Source organism: Amycolatopsis sp. NPDC004772 (genome assembly GCF_053601215.1).
Map to the genome: position 1 here is coordinate 58,015 of NZ_JBSGBK010000017.1, position 20,651 is coordinate 78,665.

Annotated in this window: 20 protein-coding genes; 10 read left to right on the forward strand and 10 right to left on the reverse strand. The window is 71.2% G+C overall.

The features are described from left to right. Positions 1 to 2: 2 nt before the first annotated feature. Positions 3 to 764, reverse strand: coding sequence for an alpha/beta fold hydrolase (locus ACWEF6_RS13830; protein ID WP_449683234.1), 762 nt, complete (start codon positions 762 to 764; stop codon positions 3 to 5). Positions 765 to 834: 70 nt separating this feature from the next. On the opposite strand from ACWEF6_RS13830, the gene ACWEF6_RS13835 reads away from it, so the two are divergent. Beyond that, a complete protein-coding gene (locus ACWEF6_RS13835) occupies positions 835 to 1,734 on the forward strand; it encodes a LysR family transcriptional regulator (RefSeq protein WP_449683235.1) in 900 nt (299 codons plus the stop codon). Positions 1,735 to 1,791: 57 nt separating this feature from the next. After that, complete coding sequence (locus ACWEF6_RS13840; RefSeq protein ID WP_449683236.1) at positions 1,792 to 2,061, forward strand: hypothetical protein; 270 nt, start codon at positions 1,792 to 1,794, stop codon at positions 2,059 to 2,061. Positions 2,062 to 2,261: 200 nt separating this feature from the next. On the opposite strand, the gene ACWEF6_RS13845 is transcribed toward ACWEF6_RS13840, so the two are convergent. After that, positions 2,262 to 4,883, reverse strand: a complete 2,622-nt coding sequence (locus ACWEF6_RS13845; protein WP_449683237.1) for a valine--tRNA ligase — start codon at positions 4,881 to 4,883, stop codon at positions 2,262 to 2,264. Between the two features lie 56 nt (positions 4,884 to 4,939). On the opposite strand from ACWEF6_RS13845, the gene ACWEF6_RS13850 reads away from it, so the two are divergent. The 5 genes from ACWEF6_RS13850 (at position 4,940) to ACWEF6_RS13870 (ending at position 10,482) form a co-directional block, all read left to right on the forward strand. Then, a complete protein-coding gene (locus tag ACWEF6_RS13850; protein ID WP_310972297.1) occupies positions 4,940 to 5,233 on the forward strand; it encodes a hypothetical protein in 294 nt (97 codons plus the stop codon). Positions 5,234 to 5,283: 50 nt separating this feature from the next. Then, entirely contained in the window at positions 5,284 to 6,282 is a 999-nt protein-coding gene (locus ACWEF6_RS13855; RefSeq protein ID WP_449683238.1) for a hypothetical protein, read from the forward strand. Positions 6,283 to 6,328: 46 nt separating this feature from the next. Beyond that, a complete protein-coding gene (locus tag ACWEF6_RS13860) occupies positions 6,329 to 6,766 on the forward strand; it encodes a MarR family winged helix-turn-helix transcriptional regulator (protein WP_449683239.1) in 438 nt (145 codons plus the stop codon). Positions 6,767 to 6,831: 65 nt separating this feature from the next. After that, positions 6,832 to 8,133 carry an MFS transporter gene (locus ACWEF6_RS13865; protein ID WP_449683240.1) on the forward strand — a complete coding sequence of 434 codons (1,302 nt, stop codon included), beginning with the start codon at positions 6,832 to 6,834 and terminating at the stop codon, positions 8,131 to 8,133. 42 nt (positions 8,134 to 8,175) lie between these two features. Beyond that, positions 8,176 to 10,482, forward strand: a complete 2,307-nt coding sequence (locus tag ACWEF6_RS13870; protein WP_449683241.1) for an FdhF/YdeP family oxidoreductase — start codon at positions 8,176 to 8,178, stop codon at positions 10,480 to 10,482. Here ACWEF6_RS13870 and ACWEF6_RS13875 read toward each other — a convergent pair whose 3' ends face one another. The 5 genes from ACWEF6_RS13875 to ACWEF6_RS13895 all read right to left on the reverse strand — a co-directional run bounded on the left by ACWEF6_RS13875 (position 10,483) and on the right by ACWEF6_RS13895 (position 15,046). Next, a complete protein-coding gene (locus ACWEF6_RS13875; RefSeq protein ID WP_449683242.1) occupies positions 10,483 to 11,007 on the reverse strand; it encodes a hypothetical protein in 525 nt (174 codons plus the stop codon). Between the two features lie 343 nt (positions 11,008 to 11,350). Continuing rightward, a complete protein-coding gene (locus ACWEF6_RS13880) occupies positions 11,351 to 12,772 on the reverse strand; it encodes an LCP family protein (protein ID WP_449683243.1) in 1,422 nt (473 codons plus the stop codon). 50 nt (positions 12,773 to 12,822) lie between these two features. After that, positions 12,823 to 13,575, reverse strand: a complete 753-nt coding sequence (locus tag ACWEF6_RS13885) for an SDR family NAD(P)-dependent oxidoreductase (RefSeq protein ID WP_449683244.1) — start codon at positions 13,573 to 13,575, stop codon at positions 12,823 to 12,825. Then, entirely contained in the window at positions 13,572 to 13,697 is a 126-nt protein-coding gene (locus ACWEF6_RS13890) for an MFS transporter small subunit (protein WP_279629564.1), read from the reverse strand. The genes ACWEF6_RS13885 and ACWEF6_RS13890 overlap by 4 nt, the downstream gene beginning before the upstream one ends. Beyond that, the gene (locus ACWEF6_RS13895) at positions 13,697 to 15,046 is read right to left on the reverse strand and encodes an L-lactate MFS transporter (protein ID WP_449683245.1); all 1,350 of its coding nucleotides are present in this window, start codon (positions 15,044 to 15,046) and stop codon (positions 13,697 to 13,699) included. Before ACWEF6_RS13895 ends, ACWEF6_RS13890 begins: the two co-directional genes overlap by 1 nt. 102 nt (positions 15,047 to 15,148) lie before the next feature. Between ACWEF6_RS13895 and fdhD the strand changes: the two genes are divergently transcribed. Then, positions 15,149 to 15,973, forward strand: coding sequence for a formate dehydrogenase accessory sulfurtransferase FdhD (fdhD, locus tag ACWEF6_RS13900; protein WP_449683246.1), 825 nt, complete (start codon positions 15,149 to 15,151; stop codon positions 15,971 to 15,973). Here the strand turns inward: fdhD and ACWEF6_RS13905 are convergent. Further along, positions 15,970 to 17,409: a carotenoid oxygenase family protein gene (locus ACWEF6_RS13905; protein ID WP_449683247.1), complete on the reverse strand. Its 1,440-nt coding sequence runs from the start codon at positions 17,407 to 17,409 to the stop codon at positions 15,970 to 15,972. The two genes, fdhD and ACWEF6_RS13905, sit on opposite strands and share 4 nt — an antisense overlap. 62 nt (positions 17,410 to 17,471) lie before the next feature. Between ACWEF6_RS13905 and ACWEF6_RS13910 the strand changes: the two genes are divergently transcribed. Both ACWEF6_RS13910 and ACWEF6_RS13915 read left to right on the forward strand, forming a co-directional pair. Continuing rightward, complete coding sequence (locus ACWEF6_RS13910) at positions 17,472 to 18,179, forward strand: TetR/AcrR family transcriptional regulator (RefSeq protein WP_449683248.1); 708 nt, start codon at positions 17,472 to 17,474, stop codon at positions 18,177 to 18,179. Between the two features lie 150 nt (positions 18,180 to 18,329). After that, on the forward strand, positions 18,330 to 19,211 hold the full coding sequence (locus ACWEF6_RS13915) for an alpha/beta hydrolase (protein ID WP_449683288.1): 882 nt from the start codon (positions 18,330 to 18,332) through the stop codon (positions 19,209 to 19,211). Between the two features lie 33 nt (positions 19,212 to 19,244). On the opposite strand, the gene ACWEF6_RS13920 is transcribed toward ACWEF6_RS13915, so the two are convergent. After that, positions 19,245 to 20,165, reverse strand: coding sequence for an anti-sigma factor RsbA family regulatory protein (locus ACWEF6_RS13920; protein ID WP_449683249.1), 921 nt, complete (start codon positions 20,163 to 20,165; stop codon positions 19,245 to 19,247). A 53-nt stretch (positions 20,166 to 20,218) separates the two neighbouring features. Then, a complete protein-coding gene (locus tag ACWEF6_RS13925) occupies positions 20,219 to 20,638 on the reverse strand; it encodes a hypothetical protein (RefSeq protein ID WP_449683250.1) in 420 nt (139 codons plus the stop codon). Positions 20,639 to 20,651 lie beyond the last annotated feature (13 nt).

The window sequence follows — 20,651 nt, forward strand, 5'->3', positions numbered from 1 at the left end:
GTTCAGGCGATCTCTCGGAGGGCGGCGGTGAACGCGCGCGGGTTTTCCTGGTGCGGCACGTGCCCGCAGCCGGCGAGCACGTGCACGCGGGCGCCGGGCGTCTCCGCGGCGCAGCTGCGCGGCACTTCGAGCGGGATCTGCGCGTCGAGCTCGCCGTGCAGGTAGGTGATCGGAGTCTTCAGGTCCTTCAGCCGCGGCCGCGGGTCGTAGGTGGTGCACTCGGTGAAGAGTTCGTCGATGTAGGGGCCGGAGTCGAGCAGCTGGCGGACGGTCCAGTCGACGAGCCCGCGCGCGGCACCGGGGGCGAACCAGCCCGGCACCCAGCCTTCGAGGGTGCCGGCCCGGTCGTCGACGAGCTGTATGCGCAGGTCGCGGACCTGGTCGAGCATGCCGGTGCTCGGCCAGTACCCGGGACTGTCGACGGCGACGACGTGCTCGACGAGGTCCGGCCGGGCGAGCGCCAGCTCGGTGGCGAAGACGCCGCCGATGCTCGACCCGACGACGGTGGGCTTGATCTTCAGCGTCTGGATAAGCCGGGCGAGGTCGGCGACGATCCCGGCGATGGTGTTGCCGTCCGTGGGGTGGTCCGAGCGGCCGCACCCGCGCCAGTCGAGCGTGATGACGCGGTGATCGCGCACGAGATCGGGCAGGCACGAGGACCAGACGCGGCCGCTGGTGCCCCAGCCGTGCAGGAGCAGCAGCGCGGGGCCGGCGCCGGCGTCTTCGTAGTGGAGGCGGGTTCCGTTGACTTCCAGTTCGGGCATGCGCCGAGCCTGCCCCGCGGACGCGGGCGGTTCGATGGCCAAGTCGCTCGTACACTCATCACGAAGGCTGATGAATGGGGTCCCGGTGGAGCTGCGGCAGCTGAGGTACTTCGTGACGGTGGCGGAGGAGCTGCACTTCGGCCGCGCGGCGGAGCGCCTGCACATCGTCCAGCCGGCGGTGAGCCAGCAGATCCGGCGGCTGGAGCGAGCGCTGGGCGTGTCGTTGCTGGCGCGGACGACGCGTTCGGTGGTGCTCACGGAGGCGGGACAGCGGTTCTTGCCGGAGGCGCGGGCGGTGCTGGCGGCGGCTCTCCGAGCGGAGGACGCGGTCGCGTCGTTCCGGGACATCCGGCTGTTGCGGCTCGGCACGAGCGAGGGTTTGGGCGACCGGCTGGACGGCCTGCTGGGCGCTTTCGCGCGGCTCGCTCCGTCGGCTTCGCTGGAACTGGTGCACGCGCCGACCCTTCAGCGGTTGGAGCGCGTTCGGGACGGGTCGCTGGATGCGACCATCGTGCGGGGTTCCTGGCCTTCTTCGGGACTGGACTTCACTCCTTTGTGGATGGACGAGGTGCTGGTGGCCCTGCCGGTCTCGCACCCGCTGGCTTCTTCGCCGGTCGTTTCGTTTGCGTCATTGGCTTCACTTCCTGTGCGGTTGAGCCCGCCTTCGCGGAATCAGCCGTTGTACGACCTGATCGTTTCGTGTTGCCGGGAGGCGGGGTTCGAGCCGTTGCCGGGGCCGGACTTCACGACGGCGCAGGACACGTTGGGGACGCTGGGGTTCGGGCGTCCACACTGGACGGTCTTCTACCGGGCACACGCGAATCTGCTGCCGGTGCCGGGCGTGGTGTTCCGGCCGCTTCGGGACCCGGTCCCGCGGATGCCGACGTACCTGGCGACGCCGTCGGAGCGGCGGGTGACGCCTGAGGTGGTGGCGCTGATCGAAGCCGCACGGGCGACCGAAGCCGGCTGAGCAGTCGTTGCGGCGCGTTGCGCGGACTCGGGGTCGCCGATGGGCCATCATGTTCTGGTGGCCGACGCCGAGCCGGGCAGCAAGCCCGCCGAGAGGGAGCGGAAGCCGCCCGAGGGGTTGTCCCAGTTCATCGGCAAGGTGCTCGACCAGCTGAGCCTCCTTCCGCCCGAAGCGGTCGGCAAGCTGTCGAGGATCAAGCAAGCCACCGCGGCGATGCGATTCAGCTCGGCTCAGGCTCCACCACGACCAGTTCCGCACCCCGCTGGACATGTACTGCACGCTGATCTTCGTCAACCTCGGGCTGACTGCGCGCCTACCGCCCTTTGACCGGCTCCATCGGCACACCGTGATCGGGGCAATCAGGCCGGCTGAACGAGCCGGACTTCTGCCTGCAGCCGGGGATCGGGCACCGATACTGCTTCTCGCGCAGCTCGGAGTCCCCAGGAACCAATTCCGGTCAGCTTCCCACTCCGGGGCACGACAAAGCCCGGCAATCCGCGAAGGAGCGCCGGGCTCTGTGCACAACCTCAGGAAGCCGGAAGAGCCGCCAACCGGGCCGTAATGCGGTCGATGTCCGCCGCCGCCGTCTCCTTGCGGGTCTTGATCTTGGCCACCACCTGCTCCGGGGCCTTGGCGATGAACGCCTCGTTACCCAGCTTCGCCTCCGTCTGCGACAGCTCTTTCTCCGCCGCCGCGAGGTCCTTCTGGAGACGCTTGCGCTCGGCTGCCACGTCGACCGTTCCCGACAGGTCCAGCTCCACCGTCACCACGCCGGCCGCCAGGGCCACCTCCAGGGAGGCGCTCGCCGCGAACTCGGGAGACGGCTCGGTCAGGCGGACCAGCGAACGGATCGCCGGTTCGTGGCCGCCCTCGTAACCCGCCAAGCGGGCCGCCACCTTCTGGCCCGGCTTCAGGCCCTGGTCCGCCCGGAAGCGGCGGATCTCCGTCACCAGCTTCTGGACGTCCGCGATCCGCGCGTCGGCCACCGCGTCGGCGTAACCCGACGAAGCGGACGGCCACGGAGCAACGACCAGCGACTCTCCGCCGGTCAGCGCCGTCCAAAGCTTCTCCGTGATGAACGGGATGAACGGGTGCAGCAACCTGAGCACCGTGTCCAGCACATGCCCGAGCACAGCGCGGGTTGCGGAAACGCGGGCGGAGTCTCCTTGGTACAGCTGGACCTTCGCCAGCTCCAGGTACCAGTCGCACAGCTCGTTCCAGGTGAACTGGTAGAGCGCACCCGCCACCTTGGCGAACTGGAAGTCCTCGAACAGGCCGTCCACTTCGGACACCAGCGCGGCCAGGCGGCCCAGGATCCAGCGGTCCGCCTCCGTCAGGTCGGCGGCGGCAGGCAACGGCGAAGCGACCGAAGCGCCGTTCATCATCGCGAACTTCGTCGCGTTCCACAGCTTCGTGCAGAAGTTGCGGGAGCCCGCCGCCCACTCGTCGGCCAGGGCCATGTCCGCGCCCGGGTTCGCGCCGCGGGCCAGGGTGAACCTGGTGGCGTCCGCGCCGTACGCGTCCATCCACTCCAGGGGGTCGATCACGTTCCCGCGCGACTTCGACATCTTCTTGCCCTGCGCGTCGCGGATCAGGCCGTGCAGGTACACGTGGTCGAACGGCTGCGCACCCTGCATCTGGTGCACGCCGAACATCATCATCCGGACCACCCAGAAGAACAGGATGTCGTAGCCCGTCGACAGCACGCTCGTCGGGTAGAACTTGGCCAGGTCTTCCGAAGAAGACGGCCAGCCCAGCGTCGACATCGGCCACAGGCCCGACGAGAACCACGTGTCGAGCACGTCCGGGTCCTGCGTCCAGCCCTCCCCGGTCGGCGGCTGCTCGTCCGGGCCCACGCACACGACCTCGCCGTCCGGCCCGTAGTACACCGGGATGCGGTGGCCCCACCACAGCTGGCGCGAAATCGTCCAGTCGTGCATGTTGTCGACCCAGTCGAAGTAGCGCTTGCCCAGCTCCGGCGGGTGGATCTTGGTGCGGCCGTCGCGGACCGCGTCGCCCGCCAGCTTGGCCAGCTCCTCGACCTTGACCCACCACTGCAGCGACAGCCGCGGCTCGACCACCGTGTCGCACCGCGAGCAGTGCCCGACCGCGTGCACGTACGGCCGCTTCTCCGCGACGATCCGGCCGGCCTCCCGCAGCGCGGCGACGACCGCCGGGCGCGCCTCGAAGCGGTCGAGGCCCTCGAACGGCCCGGGCGCGGTGATCTCCGCGCGCTCGTTCATGATCGTCAGCATCGGCAGGTCGTGCCGGCGGCCGATCTCGAAGTCGTTCGGGTCGTGCGCCGGGGTGACCTTCACCGCACCCGTGCCGAACTCCGGGTCGACGTGCTTGTCGGCCACGATCGGGATGCGGCGGCCGGTCAGCGGCAGCTCGACCTCGGTGCCCACCAGGTGCGCGTACCGCTCGTCGTCCGGGTGGACGGCGACCGCGGTGTCGCCCAGCATCGTCTCCGCGCGGGTGGTCGCGACCACGATCGCGTTGTCGCCGTCGCCGTAGCGGATCGACACGAGTTCGCCGTCGTCGTCGTTGTGGTCGACCTCGATGTCCGACAGCGCCGTCTGGCAGCGCGGGCACCAGTTGATGATCCGCTCGGCCCGGTAGATCAGGCCCTCGTCGAAGAAGTTCTTGAACACCGTCTGGACGGCCTTCGACAGGTTCTCGTCCATGGTGAAGCGCTCGCGCGACCAGTCGACGCCGTCGCCGAGGCGCTTCATCTGGCCGAGGATCTTGCCGCCGTACTCGGCCTTCCACTCCCAGACGCGCTCGACGAACCTCTCGCGGCCCAGGTCGTGGCGGGAGAGGCCCTCGCCGGCCAGCTGGCGCTCGACGACGTTCTGCGTCGCGATGCCGGCGTGGTCCATGCCCGGCAGCCACAGCACCTCGTAGCCCTGCATCCGGCGGCGGCGGCTCATCGCGTCCATCAACGTGTGGTTGAGGGCGTGGCCCATGTGCAGCGAACCGGTTACGTTCGGCGGCGGCAGTACGATCGAGAACGGCGGCTTCCCCGACGAGGCGTCGGCCGTGAAGTACCCGGCCGCTACCCAGCGGTCGTACATCGGTGCTTCCTCGGCGGCCGGGTCCCAGGCACCCGGAAGGTCGGTGGTCTGCTGCGGAGCGTTCTCGGTCACAATGGACAAGTCTACGAACCCGTCACGGCGGGTCACCCAGGGGGAAGGCACTCGGGATGGCAGAGCCTCAGCAGCCGCAGGATCCGGACGACCGGCGCCTCGAGACGCACCCGGACCTGATGAACCCGGACTGGCAGAAGTACGCCGCCCGGGACGCCTGGCTGGGCGCGAAGAAGGACCTCAAGAAGCGCCGCAAGCGCGAGCGCCGGGCGGGCGGGTACCAGCAGCCGGGGCAGAGCCGCTGGCCGGGCGTGCTCGCCCTGCTCATCGTGGTCGGGCTGGTCGCCGCGGCGATCATCGTGCACCAGCTGCAGGGCGTCGGCGTCAACGAATTCGCGTATTTCGGGTAACACCCGTCCCCCGGCGTCGATGATCAGACGTCGGCCTTGGGGGGACGCACGTGGGCGAGGACAACCTGCTCGAATCGCACCCGGATCTGATGGACCCGGACTGGCGCAAGCACGCGCAGACCGACGCGTGGCTGGGCGCGAAGAAAGACCGCAAGCAGTTCCGCAAGCAGCAGAAACGCGCCTCGCGCGGCCCACGCCGCCGCTGGTGGGTCTTCGCCGTCTTCCTGCTCGTCCTCGCCGTGACCACCACGGCCATCGTGCTGATCGGCCGCCGGCCCGCCCACGAGGCCGGACCGCCGGACCCGACGTCGGTGCCGGACGTCGCCCCGGTCGACCTGGCCCGGCCGTACGCGCACACCCCCGCCGACGTCTGGCCCAAGGGTGTGGACGGCATCACGTCCCCCGCCGCGGCCGCCGTCGACGCCTTCAAGGCCGACGCGGTCACCGCGGCCTACGGGCAGGTCAAGGGGGTCATCACCGCCGCGCACCTCGACCCGGCGGTCCTGACCAAGCACGACGGCAAGGCGTACGCGGCCTTGTTCGCCCCGGACGACCGGGACCAGATCCTCCCGGAACTGGCCAAGAAGCCGGACAAGGACAAGGGCGGCTTCGCGGCGTACCTCACCGAGATCGCCGACGGGTACCACCTGCTCGACGCGGGCCCCCGCACCTTCGGCACGCTCGCCGCGCGCGCCGGCGCCAAGCCCGGTGAGCTGGTCGTCGAGGCGAAGTACACGATCGCCTACGCCTTCGACCACGCCCACCCCAAGGAGCTCAGGAGCCCCGCCGAGATCGTCACGTTCGAACGCCGTGACGAGACGTACGTCGTCCGGAGCGGTTCGTCGTTCGAGAAGAGCAGTCGGGGGCTATGGCTCGACAGCGCCTCCATCGCGTACTCGTCGGTGGGCTGCGCCGCCGCCGAGGAGGGCTACCTGGCGCCCGGCTACGCGAACCCGCGGTCGCCCGTTCCCGCGTCCGGCCACCAGGACGCGCCCGGCTACTACGACCCGAAGTACCCGGTCCCGACCATCGACGGCTGCCCCGGCTGAACCGAGCCGAGATGCACAGTCCGGACTGCACAGTTAAACTGTGTACATGGGCGAAGTACCTCCGCACGTCGCCGAGAGCGCGGGCTGGATCCGCGGGGTCGTCGGGCAGCTGCACCGGCGGCTCCGCCACGTCGACAACGCCGGGGTCCTGACCCCGTCGCAGTCCGCGGTGCTCCACCGGCTCCTCCGCGAGGGTCCGGCCACGCAGGGCGAGCTCGCCGCCGCCGAGCACGTGCGGCAGCAGTCGATGGCCGCCACCCTCGGCGTCCTCGACGAGCTCGGCTACCTCACCCGCGCACCCGATCCGGGCGACCGGCGGCGGGTGGTGATCGGCCTGTCCGACGCCGGGCGCGACACCGTGCGCGGCATCCAGCAGCACCGCGACGAGTGGCTGGCCCAGGCCCTGCTGGACGAACTGTCCCCCGCCGAGCTCGACGTCATCACGCGCGCCCTGCCGCTGTTGCAGCGCGTCGCCGAACACTGAAGGAGTTCCTCACGAGCACCGTCACCGCCCCCGCCAAGTTCGGCGCCCGCCTGGTCACCCCGCTGGTGGCCGGCGCGGTGCTCAACCCGATCAACTCCACGCTCATCGCCGTCGCGCTCGTGCCGATCGGCCAGAGCTTCGGCGCCGGCCCCGGCCAGACCGCCTGGCTGATCTCCGCGCTCTACCTGGCCACCGCGGTCGGGCAGCCGGTGGTCGGCCTGCTGGTCGACCAGCACGGCGCCCGCCGCGTCCTGCTCGGCGGCGCGACCCTGGTGATCGTCGCCGGGATCGCGGGCCTGATGCCGATCTCCGTCGGCTGGCTGACCGGCGTGCGCGTGGTCCTCGGCCTGGGCACGTGCGCCGGGTTCCCGGCCGCGATGGCCGTGTTGCGCCACCACGCCGAAGCGAGCGGCCAGGGCGTCCCCGCCCGGGTGCTGTCGGTGCTGTCGATGTCCGCGCAGACGGTGATGGTGATCGGCCCGACGCTCGGCGGGGTGCTGATCGGGCTCTTCGGCTGGCCGGCGATCTTCGCCGTGAACATCCCGCTGGCCGGGTTGTCGCTGGTGCTGGCGTGGGTGTGGGTGCCGAAGGACGACCTCGGCGAGCGCACGGCCACCCGGATCGACGTGCTCGGCATCGCGCTGTTCTCCGCGACCCTGCTCGCCCTCCTGTTCTTCCTGATGGACCCGGGCGCCGAGGTCTGGCTGCTCGCCGTCGTCGCCGCCTTCGGGACCGCCTTCACGCTGGTCGAGCTCCGGCGCGACACGCCGTTCCTCGACCTGCGGATGCTCGCCGCCAACAGCGCGATCCTGCGGACGTACCTGCGGCAGGCGCTGAGCTTCATGGCCATCTACGCGATCATGTTCGGGTACGTCCAGTGGCTGGAGACCGCCCGGCAGCTGTCGGAGGAGGCCGCCGGGCTGATGCTGCTGCCGATGTCGGGCACCGCCGTCTGCGCCGCGGCGTTCTCCGGGCGCGCGTCCGGCATCAAGGCGCGGCTGGTCACCGTCGCGGTGGCCCTGGCCGGCGGCTCGGCACTGCTGCTGCTCGTCCACGACGGCACCTGGGTCGGCGCGCTGCTCGCCCTGGCCGCGCTGTTCGGCCTCGCCCAGGGCCTGACCAGCGTCGCGAACCAGACGACGCTCTACCGCGAGGCACCCGCCGAGCAGATGGGCACCGCGAGCGGGTTGTTCCGCACGGCCCAGTACCTCGGCGCGATCGTGGCCTCGACGCTCATCGCGCTCTGCTATGGCCCGCACGCGGACTCGGCCGGCCTGCACCGGCTGGCCGTCGCGCTGGTCGTCATCAGCGCGCTGCTGCTGGTGGTCACCGTCGCCGACCGCGGGCTGCGGGCAGCCGAACGCTGACCCCTGTTAGCGCGCGCGATCATCGAGGCGCACGATGGGTGCATGACCCGTGAAGCGCCGGCGCAGGACGTGGACGAAACCCGCCTCGAGGTGGGCAAGCCGAAGGGCTGGGCGGCCGGGATACCCGGTGTCGCCGTGTCGCTCGCGCGCAGCGTCGAGCAGATGGGCACCGGCCGGACGATCAAGGCGCTGCGGCTGCTGAACCAGCGGGAAGGTTTCGACTGCCCGGGCTGCGCGTGGCCGGAACCGCGCGAGGTCGACGGCGAGAAGCGCAAGCTGGCCGAGTTCTGCGAGAACGGCGCCAAGGCCGTCGCCGAGGAAGCCACGAAACGGCGGGTGGACCGCGAGTTCTTCGCGCGGCACCCGATCGGCGAGCTGGCGACCAAGACCGACTACTGGCTGGGCCAGCAGGGCCGGATCACCGAGCCGTTCGTGCTGCGCGCCGGCGCAACGCACTACGAGCCGATCTCCTGGGACGTCGCGTTCGAGCTGGTCGCGGGCGAGCTCAAGGCGCTGACCGACCCGAACGAGGCGATTTTCTACACCTCCGGCCGCACCAGCAACGAGGCCGCGTTCCTCTACCAGCTGCTGGTGCGTTCCTTCGGCACCAACAACCTCCCCGACTGCTCCAACATGTGCCACGAGTCCTCGGGCGCGGCGCTGTCGGCCACCACCGGCGTCGGCAAGGGCTCGGTGAGCCTGGCCGACATCCACAAGGCCGACCTGATCGTCGTCGTCGGGCAGAACCCGGGCACCAACCACCCGCGGATGCTCTCGGCGCTCGAGGAGGCCAAGGGCAACGGCGCGAAGATCATCGCCGTGAACCCGCTGCCCGAGGCCGGGCTGATGCGGTTCAAGAACCCGCAGAACGTCCGCGGCGTCGTCGGCAAGGGCACGCCGCTGGCCGACGAGTTCGCCCAGGTCCGCCTCGGCGGCGACCTCGCGCTGTTCCAGGCCGTCGGGCACCTGCTGCTGGCCTGGGACGCCGAGGCGCCCGGCGCGATCGTCGACCGCGAGTTCGTCGACCGGGTCACCGAGGGCTTCGACGACTACGCCAAGCACCTGCGGGAGATCGACTGGCCGGAGATCGAACGCGCGACCGGCCTCCCCCGCGCGCAGATCGAGCGCGTCGCCCGGATGATCGCCTCCTCCGAGCGCACCATCTACTGCTGGGCGATGGGCCTGACGCAGCACAAGCACGCGGTGCCGACGATCTCCGAGATCGCGAACCTCGCCCTGATGCGCGGGATGATCGGCAAGCCCGGCGCCGGCCTGTGCCCGGTGCGCGGGCACTCGAACGTCCAGGGCGACCGGACGATGGGCATCTGGGAGAAGATGCCGCAGTCCTTCATGGACGCCCTGGCCGGCGAGTTCGGCATCGAGGTCCCGCGCGAGCACGGCTACGACACCGTCGACGCGATCCGGGCGATGCGCGACGGCCGCGGCAAGGTGTTCTTCGCCGTCGGCGGCAACTTCGCCTCCGCGACGCCGGACTCGGAACTGACCGAGAAGGCCCTGCGGTCGTGCGCGCTCACCGTGCACGTCTCGACGAAGCTGAACCGGTCCCACGTCGTCCACGGCCGTACCGCGCTGATCCTGCCGACGCTCGGCCGCACCGAGCGGGACGTCCAGGCGAGCGGCGAGCAGTTCGTCACGGTCGAGGACTCGATGTCGCAAGTGCACACCTCCCGCGGGCGTCTCAAGCCGGCGAGCGAGCACCTGCTGTCGGAGGTCGCCATCGTCTGCCGGCTGGCCGAGACGCTGTTCGGCGCGGGGCACGCGGTGCCGTGGCGGACGTTCGAGACCGACTACGACCTGATCCGCGACCGGATCTCGCGGGTGGTGCCGGGCTGCCAGGACTACAACCGCCGCGTCCGCGAGCCGGACGGCTTCGTGCTGCCGCACGCCCCGCGCGACTCCCGCGAGTTCACCGGGACCGCCAACGGCAAGGGCAACTTCACCGTCTCGGAGCTGGAGTACCCGCAGGCGCCCGAGGGCCGGCTGCTGCTGCAGACCATGCGCAGCCACGACCAGTACAACACCACCATCTACGGGCTTTCGGACCGCTACCGCGGGATCGAGAACGCCCGCCGCGTGGTGCTGGTCAACCCGGACGACCTCGCGGCGCTCGGCCTGGCCGACGGCGCCGAGGTCGACCTGGTCTCGGAGTGGCGGGACGGTGACCGCCGGGCGCCGGCGTTCCGGGTCGTCGCGTACCCGACCGCGCGCGGCTGCGCGGCGGCGTACTTCCCGGAGGCGAACGCGCTGGTGCCGCTGGACTCGGTGGCGGACAAGTCGAACACGCCGGTGTCGAAGGCGATCGTGGTGCGGCTCGAACCCCGGCCCTGATCAGCCCTGGAAGTCCTTCTGCAGGGTGCCGGTCATGTCCGTGGCCACGGCCTGCACGCTGTCCAGCGTCGCGGGCGGGATCAGCGCGGCCTCGGTCCCGCCGTCGGCGATGGCCAGGCCCAGCACGACGTTCCCGGTCCGCACGGCGGCCCACTGCTCGGAGAAGCCGGCCTCGTCACCGACCCCGGTGACGAGCCGGACGCCCGAGTGGTCGCCGAGCGCGTCGGTCATCAGCTGGCTGGCCTTGGCGGCGGCCTCGTCCGCATCGGACTGCGTGAACCGCACGACGGCGATCGTGATCACCCGGTAGTCCTGCAGGTTCGGCTTGCCGCCGCCGAGGTCGCGCGCGTACAGCTTGCGGCAGGTGGTGACCTCGTTGCCCTCGCTGGCGTGGTCGTCGGGGATGACCTTGGACTCGGCGGCCTTCACCGAGTCGACCGGGATCTCGACGGTTCCCGGCGCGAGCTGCTGCTCCGCGTTCGGCCCGGGCAGCCGGCAGGCGTCGATCGCGCCCGGGTAGTGCACCGAAGCGGACGCCGACTGGCACCCGGCACAAAGAACGGCTGAAGCGAGGACGGGCAAGATCCACCCGCCCCGGGCGACGCTGCTGCGCATAAATTCCGGACTTTCCGTATTCCCTGACATCGGTTTTCCAAGATCACCCACCGATCGGGTGAGCTTTCCGCCGTCACGAGGTCCTGTCCGCCGACGGTCACCGCACCCTGCCTCACCAGGGCGGCAGCGTCAAGACCACTGACCCGGCTGGTCCACCGTGGTCCAGTCGAACCGTGATCTCGGGAATTCCTCGCGTATTTCAGGGATTCGACGGAAAATACGGTACTTCGCCGTCGATCAATTCACCGGTGGCTCAATCCACGCAGACGACGCCGTTCGACGTGATCGGCTCGTCCGAGGCACCGCCGGGCGCGCCGCCGCCCGCGGCCGCGCCGGGACCGGAGTAGACCGACCCGAGCACCACCTCGATGTGGCCGGCCGGCACCGACGCCGCCTGCTGCGTCGTCAGCCCGCCCAGCGCCTTCGCCACCTCGGCGCCGCGCCCGGCCAGGTCGGGACCGAACCGCACCAGCGACGTCCGCCGGGAGGCGGCGTTGCCCGCCGGGCTCGCCGTGAACCCCTTCTCGCGCAGGACGCCCGCCACGCGGGCCGCGAGGCCTTCCTTCGAGCTCGCGTTGGAGACGTCGACGGTGACCGCCGCGGCCGGCGCCGACGTCCCCGGGGCGGTGGGCGCGGCGCTGCCGATCAGGCCCGCCGCGAAGGCCTTCACCGCGGCCGGGTCGACCTGGACCGCCGTCGCCCGCGGGTTGGCCGAGTCGTAGCGGTAGTCGACGTTGACGACCGGGATCGTCGCGAACTGGATCCCGCCGCCGCTGACCCCGCGCATCTGCCCGACGAAGTCGAGCAGGTTCCACGAGTCGTCCAGCACCACCGAGCGCTTCACGGCCTCGATCAGGTCGGACAGCTTGCCCGGATCGGCCAGCGTGCCCGCCGAGAGCACCTGCCGGGCCAGCCCGGCGAGGAAGACCTGCTGGCGCCGGACGCGGGCGAAGTCGGTGCCCGGGAGGCCGTCGCGCTGCCGGACGAAGGCGAGCGCGTCCGCGCCCGCGACGCGCTGCGGGCCGGCCGGGAAGTCCGCGCCCGAGTTCTTGTCCGCGGTGGCTTTCTTCAGGCAGACGTCGACGCCGCCGACGGCCTTGCTGATCTCGGAGAAGCTCAGCAGGTTGACCTCGGCGAAGTGGTCGATCTTCACGCCGGTGAGGCCTTCGACCGCCTGGCGGGTCGCCCGCCGGGCGGCGGTGAGCGCGGCCTGGTCGATCTTCTTCTTGTCGGTCTCCCCCGCCTTGCGCAGCCGCCCCGCTTCGGCGGCCTTGGCCCGCCCGAACGCGGCGTTGATCTTGCCTTTCCCGCCCGGCATCGAGACGTAGCTGTCCCGCGGGATGGAGAACGCTTTCACCTCTTTCGTGCCGTTCGGGATCCGCAGCACGATCAGGGTGTCGGTGAGGTCGTCGCCGTTGGCGCCGGCCCGCAGCTCGCGCAGCACCTCCGGGGCCAGCGGATTGCCCTGGTTGTCGCTGCGGGAGTCCCGGCCGACCAGCAGGATGTCGAGCGAGCCGTCGGCGGGCTGCTCACCCGGCTTCGTCTCGCCGTCCGCGTCGATGACGCTGTCGCGCGACACCTGGTCGAGGGCGCGGAGGTTCACATAGCCGTACGCCGTGCCGCCGAACACGACGAGGGCCAGCCCGGCGACGGCGATCTTCCCCAGTACATGCACGCCCCCTCGACGCCCACACCCCCGACACCGCTGCACGGGTGAGAGCCAGGTCACATCCGCAGGTGCGAGGCTCCGTTGAGGTCGAGGATCGTCCCGGACGCCCAGGTCGCTTCGGCCGAGGCCAGGTAGACGACGGCCGCGGCGACCTCCTCGGGCGTGCCGACCCGCCCGAACGGGCTCTGCGCGCGCAGCGTGTCGTCGATCCGGTCGGCGACCCGCTCGGTGGCGGTGAAGCCGGGCGCCACCGACGTCACGGAGATGCCGTGGGGCGCGAGGGAGACGGCGAGCGACTGGCCGAGCGCGTGCAGCGCGGCCTTGCTCGCCCCGTACGCGGGGTGGTCGGGTTCGCCCTTGAACGCCCCGCGTGACCCGATGTTGACGATCCGGCCCGGCACCCCGCGCCCGATGAGGTGCCGGGCGACGCAGTAGCTGAGGTTCGCGGCGCCGGCGAGGTTGACGTCGAGGGTGCGCCGCCAGATCCGCTGCCAGTCCGCATAGGACACTCCGGCGACCGGGTGCGCGGTCTCGGCCGACGTCGCGACGGCGGCGTTGTTGACCAGGACGTCGACGCCGCCGAGCCCGGCTTCGGCCGCGTCGGCAATCTTGCGGACCGCCTCGGGATCGGCCAGGTCACCGCCGATCAGCACGTGCCCTTCGCCGGGGAGCGCTTCCAGCGTCTCCTCGGCGTCGGCGGCGCGGTGTCCATAGTGGACGGCCACTCGGTCACCGCGCGCCGCGAACGCCGTGGCCACCGCGCGCCCGATCCCGCGGGACGCGCCGGTGACGAGAACTCCCCTGCTCATCCGAACAGCTGCACCAGCTTCAGGAACAGCTGGTAGACGCCGTAGCCGAAGGGGATCACCACCCACGCCCAGGCCAGTACGATCAACGGCATCCGGTTGGGGTTCGCCGACGGTTCGCTCATCACGCCTCACTCCTCGCGGCCGCGGGGACCGGCTCGTGGAACTTCTCCTTGACCGGGCGGACCAGCTCGTTGGCCACGAAGCCGACCACGAGCAGGCCGATCATGATGTAGAACGACGTCGTGTAGAGGTCCGGGCCGGACTTGCCCGCCGCCTTCTCGCCGTCGGCGATGCGGTTGACGATCAGCGGGCCGAGCACGCCCGCCACCGACCACGCGGTGAGCAGCCGGCCGTGGATCGCGCCCACCTGGTAGGTGCCGAAGAGGTCCTTCAGGTACGCCGGGACGGTCGCGAACCCGCCGCCGTAGAACGACAGGATCACCATCGCGCACAGGATGAACACGAGCTTCGACGAGTTCTGCGTCAGCGCGATCACCAGGTACAGCAGCGCACCGACACCGAGGTAGGTGCGGTAGATGTTCTTGCGCCCGACCAGGTCCGAAGTGGACGACCAGACGAACCGGCCGAGCATGTTGCACAGCGACAGCAGTGCGACGAACCCGGCCGCCGCGGCCGTGCCGACCGGGGTGGAGGTGTTCTTGAAGAAGTCCACGATCATCGGGGACGCCTTCTCCAGGATCCCGATGCCCGCGGTGACGTTGAAGCACAGGACGACCCAGAGGCACCAGAACTGCGGCGTCTTGATCGCGTTGGCGGCCGAGACGTTCGCCGTGCTGATCATCGCCTTGCCGTGGTCCGTCTTCGGCTCCCAGCCCACGGGCTTCCAGTCGTCGGCGGGCACCCGCACGAGCAGCCAGCCCATCGACATGAAGACCGCGTAGACGACGCCGTGGACCAGGAACGCCGTCGCGATGGTGCTCGTGGTCGGCGCGGTGCCGAGCATCGACGACGACCACGGCGAGGCGATCAGCGCGCCGCCGCCGAAGCCCATGATCGCGATGCCGGTGGCCATGCCCGGCCGGTCCGGGAACCACTTGATCAGCGTCGACACCGGCGAGATGTAGCCGATGCCGAGCCCGATGCCGCCGACCCCGCCGTAGCCGGCGACCACCAGCCAGAACTGCCCGGTCGCCACGCCGAGCGCGGAGATGAGGAAGCCGCTGGCGAAGCAGCACATCGACACGAACATCGCCCAGCGCGGGCCGTTCTTTTCGACGAGCGTGCCGCCGAACGCGGCGGACAGGCCGAGCATGACGATGCCGAGCTGGAACGGCAGCGAGCTCTGCGTGCCGTTGAGGTGCATCGTCTTCTCGAGCGGGGTCTTGAAGACGCTCCACGCGTAGGCCTGCCCGATCGACAGGTGTACCGACAGGGCCGCCGGCGGCACCAGCCAGCGCGTCCAGCTCGGCGGTGCCACGATCCGGGATCGGTCCAGGAAGCCGAGAGCCATCGGTTCCCTCCGTATTCTGGGGATGATGGTGGGAATGTATTACTAAATCACCGGTGTTGCACCATACGAGTGTCGAACTTTCGGGCAGCGAAGGGTGTGCTGATGGGCAGGGTGACCGTGCGCAGGCCGGTGCGGCGGATTTCCGCGACCGGGGACCGGCGCCGCCCCGACGCGCTGGCCGCCGAAGAGCCCCTGGAGCTGCGGGTCGGCGGCCGGGCGCTGGCGGTCACGATGCGCACCCCCGGGCACGACGTCGAGCTGGCCCACGGCTTCCTGCTGTCCGAGGGCGTGATCGGCGGGCGTTCGGATGTAGCCGTCGCCCGCTACTGCGACGGCGTCGACGACCAGGGCCGCAACACCTACAACGTGCTGGACATCGCCCTGGCCGACGGCGTCCCGCCACCGGACACCGGGGTCGAGCGCAACTTCTACACGACGTCGTCCTGCGGGGTCTGCGGCAAGGCGGCACTCGACGCGGTCAAGCTCCGCACGCGCTTCTCCCCCGCGTCGGCGGCGTTCACGGTGAAGAGCTCGGTGCTCGCTGGCCTGCCCGACTCGCTGCGCGCCCGCCAGAAGGTGTTCGCCAGCACGGGCGGCCTGCACGCGGCGGCGCTGTTCGCCCCGGACGGGTCGCTCGAGGTGGTCCGCGAGGACGTCGGCCGGCACAACGCGGTGGACAAGGTGCTGGGCTGGGCAGTCCTCGACGGCCGCATCCCGGCGCCGGAGTACGGCCTCCTGGTGTCCGGACGCGCGTCGTTCGAGCTGGTCCAGAAGGCCGCGATGGCGGGCATCGGCCTGCTGGCCGCGGTGTCGGCCCCGTCGTCACTGGCGGTGGAGCTGGCCGAGGAGAACGGCATGACCCTGGTCGGCTTCCTGCGCGGTGACTCGATGAACCTCTACACCGGGGACCACCGCATCCTGACCTAGCCGACCGGCACCCAGTTGCCGTGGAAGCCGTTGGGGACGCGGTCCGGCAGGTGGATGGCCGCCACCGTCTCCAGCGTCTCCGCGTCCAGGATCGTCAGGTCGCTGCGCTGGGTGGCCGGGTCGAAGACGAAGCCCAGCAGGACGCCGTCGTCCTCGGCCGCGTCGTCGTGGCGGGGGACGAACACGAACTCGCCCGGCTGGCGGCCCGCGCCGAACGCGCGCTCGTCGCGGGCGCCCGTGTGGAAGTCGTGCTTGAACAGGGAGCCGCCGGGCTCGGCGCCGCCGTCGGCCGACATCGCGTAGCCGTAGCGGTGGCGGCGGCCGACCAGGCGCTCGTCGACGCGCGGGAACTCCTGGCCCCGGTCGTCGAGGCGCTCCTCCACCACCTTGCCCGCCGCCAGGTCGACCGTCCAGCGGTCCAGGGTCGGGCCGCCCTCGTCCGGGCCGTGCAGCTGCGTGGCGAACATCTTCGGGTGGCGGACGACGTCCAGCACGACGCTGTCGCCGTCGTCGTAGGCGTTGAGCGGGTGGAAAACGTAGCACGGCTCGACGTCGAACCAGCGGACGTCCCGGCTGCCGCCCTCCCGCGGCATGATCCCGATCCGCGCCGGGTACTTCGGGTTCCAGCGGTACGGCAGGCCGCCGTTCGCGCCGATCCTGCCCGCCATCATCGCGGTCACCGGGTCCGGCACGCGGACCTTGCCGACCATGGCCGACACCACCAGCTTCGCCGGGGTGCGCAGCGCGGCCGGCACGCTGGCGGCCACCGCCGCCTCGGCGTCGAACGTCACCGGCAGGTCGTAGAAGACGACGTGGTGCTCGGTCAGCGAGAAGTCGTGCATCATCGGCGAGCCGGTGACCTCGACGTCGACCGTGCGGCGGGCGCGCCCGGCCGGGTCGATCACCGAGTACTGGACCTTGTTCCCCATGCCGAAGAAGTACGAGACGGCGTGCAGCTCACCGGTGCGCGGGTCGCGCTTGGGGTGGGCGGTGTAGCCGCCCGGGAGCGTGCCGTCGAAGTCGCAGCGGGCGACGGTGTCGAGCTCGTCGGTCAGCTCGTAGATCGGCGCGCCCGCCTCGACCAGGGCGAGGGTCTTGCCCGCGTGGCCGATGACGTTGGTGTTCGCGCTGAGCGCGTCCAGCCCGCAGAACCGGCTCGCGTCCTCGCCGTTCAGCGTCGCGGCGACGGCGGGGTTGCGGACCCACCGGTTGCGGTACCACTCGGCCTTCCCGTCGCGCAGGCGCACGCCGTGCACCATGCCGTCGCCCATGAACCAGTGGTAGGCCGCCGGGTCCACTTCGGACAGCGGGTTGGGACCGTTGCGCAGGTACCGGCCGTCGAGGAACTCCGGGATCCGGCCGGTGACGGCGAGGTCGGTGATCGTGTGCTCCCGGCTGACGGGGGCGAAGTTGCCCTCGAGGAACTTGTTGCCCATGCGACCCCTCCATAACTTGGTTATGATTCCAGGTATAACAGGGTTATGGGATACTGGCAAGCATGAGCCCCAAACCGCGCGCGACCGACGTGAAGGTCCGGCTCGTCGAGGCCGCCATCCGCCTGCTCGACGAGAACGGCCCCGAAGCCCTGCAGGCCCGCAAGCTGGCGGCCGAGGTCGGCGTCTCGACGATGGCCGTCTACACCCACTTCGGCGGGATGTCGGCGCTGGTCGACGAGGTTGCGCGGGCCGGGTTCCTGCGGCTGTCGGAATGGCTGGCCCAGGTCGCGGAGACCGACGACCCGGTGGCGGACATCTTCAGCATGGCCCGCACCTACCGGCAGGCGGTCGCCGAGCAGCCGCAGCTGTTCGCGGTGACGTTCGGCCAGTCCGCGCCCGGCGGCAAGCGGGCGACGCTGTCCGACCTCACCACGGAGGAAGGCCGCGAAGCCGCCCAGGAGGGGCTGGAGGCGTTCACCCACATCGTCCGGGCGACCGCGCGGGCGATCGCGGCCGGCCGGTTCCGGCCCGTCGACGAGTACCAGGCCGCCGCCCAGCTCTGGAGCGCGCTGCACGGATTCGTCACACTGGAGGCGTCGGGTCACTTCGGCCCCGGTGAACAGGGCATAAACCACATTTTGATCCCCCTCGGGATCACCATGGCGGTCGGTCTCGGGGACACTGTGGACCGGGCCGGGCGCTCGGCCGAGGCCGCGAAGGCGGCTTGGCGGGCGAGAACCGGAAACGCCGGGCAGGGTGATAACGAATAACCCGGTGAACAGGGGCGCGAGGGAACGCGGAGCGGGTGCGCGGCGTCCTTATCGAGGGGCCAGGGGGACGGAGACAGGGTGAACAAGCACAACGGGGACGCGGAGCCGGCCGGAGCGGTCGTCGAGGCGGTCCAGGGCGCCCGGCGGTGGATGAGCCGCCGGTCGGCGCTGATCGCGGGCGCGTCCGGGCTGGCCGTGACCGGGCTGGCGGTCGGCACCGCGACCGGCAAGCTGCCGTTCAGCCAGGCCCTGCAGCGGACGCTCGGCGTGACGTCGTCGAACCCGACGACCCAGCTGGGCAGCACGCGGGTCGAGCGCGTCTACTCCGCCGCGCGCGGCCGGATGGTCGACCTGGTGTTCATCCTGCCGTCGAAGACCCCGCCGAAGGGGCTGCCGATGTCGCTCGCGCTGCACGGCCTGCACGGCAACGCTCGCAGCGCCGTGCCCACCGGCACGCTCAAGCAGCTCGCCAGCGACGTTGCCCGCAAGGCGGTCCCGGCGTTCGGCTTCGTGGCCGTCGACGGCGGCGACAACTACTGGCACGAGGTCCACCCGGGCGACGACCCGATGGCCATGCTGCTGGAGGAGGTCCCGCAGTGGCTGCGCGCCCGCGGCTTCGCCGGCCCGAGCGGCCAGCCGTTCGCGTGCACGGGCATGTCGATGGGCGGGTTCGGCGCGCTGGTGTACACCCGCCGCCGGGTCGAGCGGCGCCAGCCGCCCGCCGCCGTCGCGACGCTGGCCCCGGCGCTGATCACGTCGTGGCCGGAGATGGCCAAGCGCCACATCTTCACCGGCATCCAGGACTGGACGGCGCTGGACCCGCTGCGCCACATCGACGAGACCAAGGGCGTGGCCAACGGCATCTGGTGCGGCACGGAGGACTCGTTCATCACCGGCGTCCGCCGCTACATCGAGGCCGCCCACCCGGCGGTCGCCCACACCGCCCACGGCAAGCACGGCGACCCGTTCAACCGCACGGTGGTGCCCAGCTTGATCAGCTTCCTCGGCAAGCACGTCCCCCGCGCCGCCTGACGCCGTACCCGGCCGGACGACACGGCCGCGCGCTCAGCGGGTGAAGTGGATGCGGGTGGTCGTGCGGCCCGGGACCCAGTACGTGCGGACCAGGTCGGCCAGGCGGTTCACCAGGAGGAGGCCGCGGCCGCCGGGGGTGGCCGCCGGGGGTGGGATGCGGCCGGTCAGGGGTTCGGTGATCGTGCCGGTGTCGCTCACCTCGCCGACCACCTGGGACGCCTCCGCCCACAACCGCAGCACTCCGGTGCCGCCGCCGTAGAGGACGCTGTTCGTCGTCAGCTCGGCGATCGCCAGTGCGAAGTCGTCGCGGCGGGGCCGGCGGAGGCCGTGGCGCGCGGCCCAGATCTCCGCGAAGCCGCGCAGCGACGCCAGCTGCCCGAGGTCGAACCCACGCTCCACCGCACCCGTCGGCGGTTCGAGCGGCCGGGTGAAGTCCGCGCGGACACCGTCGGGGTCGAAGCGCGGGCTGATGAACGGGCCGGCCAGGCCCCACAGCTCCGGGTGGGTGCGCTCGGCGTCGGCCAGGACCGGCGGGGGCAGCGCCCCGACGTCGTACGGGCAGAGCACCGCCAGGTCACGGCCCGCGAAGGCGTTGTTGATCAGGGCTTCGTGCACCACGCACGCCGGGTACTCGGTGTCCGTGCGGCCGGCCCAGATCGGCTCGCCCACGATGCGCACCGGGCCGTCGTGCTCCTCCGCGAAGGCGTGCAGCACCGACGGCAGGATCGCGCCCGGGTTGCGGCCCGCGCGGTGCATGTCGATGAAGCGCACTTCACCGGCCCGGTCTTCCAGGGCCTTCTCGATCAGCAGCAGGTTGCCGCCGGGGACGGCGACGGCCGCGGGCTCACCTCGGTCGAGACCTTCGAGCAGGAAGGGAATGACACCATCGAGGTACTCGGTGTCACCGCGATAGAAGAGTGCCGGATGCCGGAACGGTCTGAGGGCATCTACCACCCGAGTGGCTTACCCCACCGCCGACGGCCTCAAACCCTCCGGACGTCGGGACTTCACTCCACCCAACGGCCGACGACCGAGATCAGCCAGAAGCCGACCAGGGTCGCCAGGGCGAACAGCAGCACCCAGTTGAACAGCTGACGCCGCTCGGTCACGCCGCGGGCCTGCCGCAGCCCGTAGGCCGCGACGACGAACAACGGCACCGGGATCAGCGGCAACGGCGACAGCCGGGACACGACGGCGACGACGCACGTGCCGGTGAACACGGCCAGCATGCCCATCAGCACGCGGTGCAGCCACGGGTACCGGTCGGCGACGGACGCGATCACGCGCTCGCTCAGCTCACGGAACCCCAGAACCGGCGCGGCCGGCCCGGCCGGGGTGGTCCCGGCGGGTTCCGGGGCCGGCGGCGCCGGCGTTTGCACGCCGCCGCCGGTTGCGGCCCCGGAACCCGGGAAGGAGTCAGCAGTCATTCAGCTTTCCTGT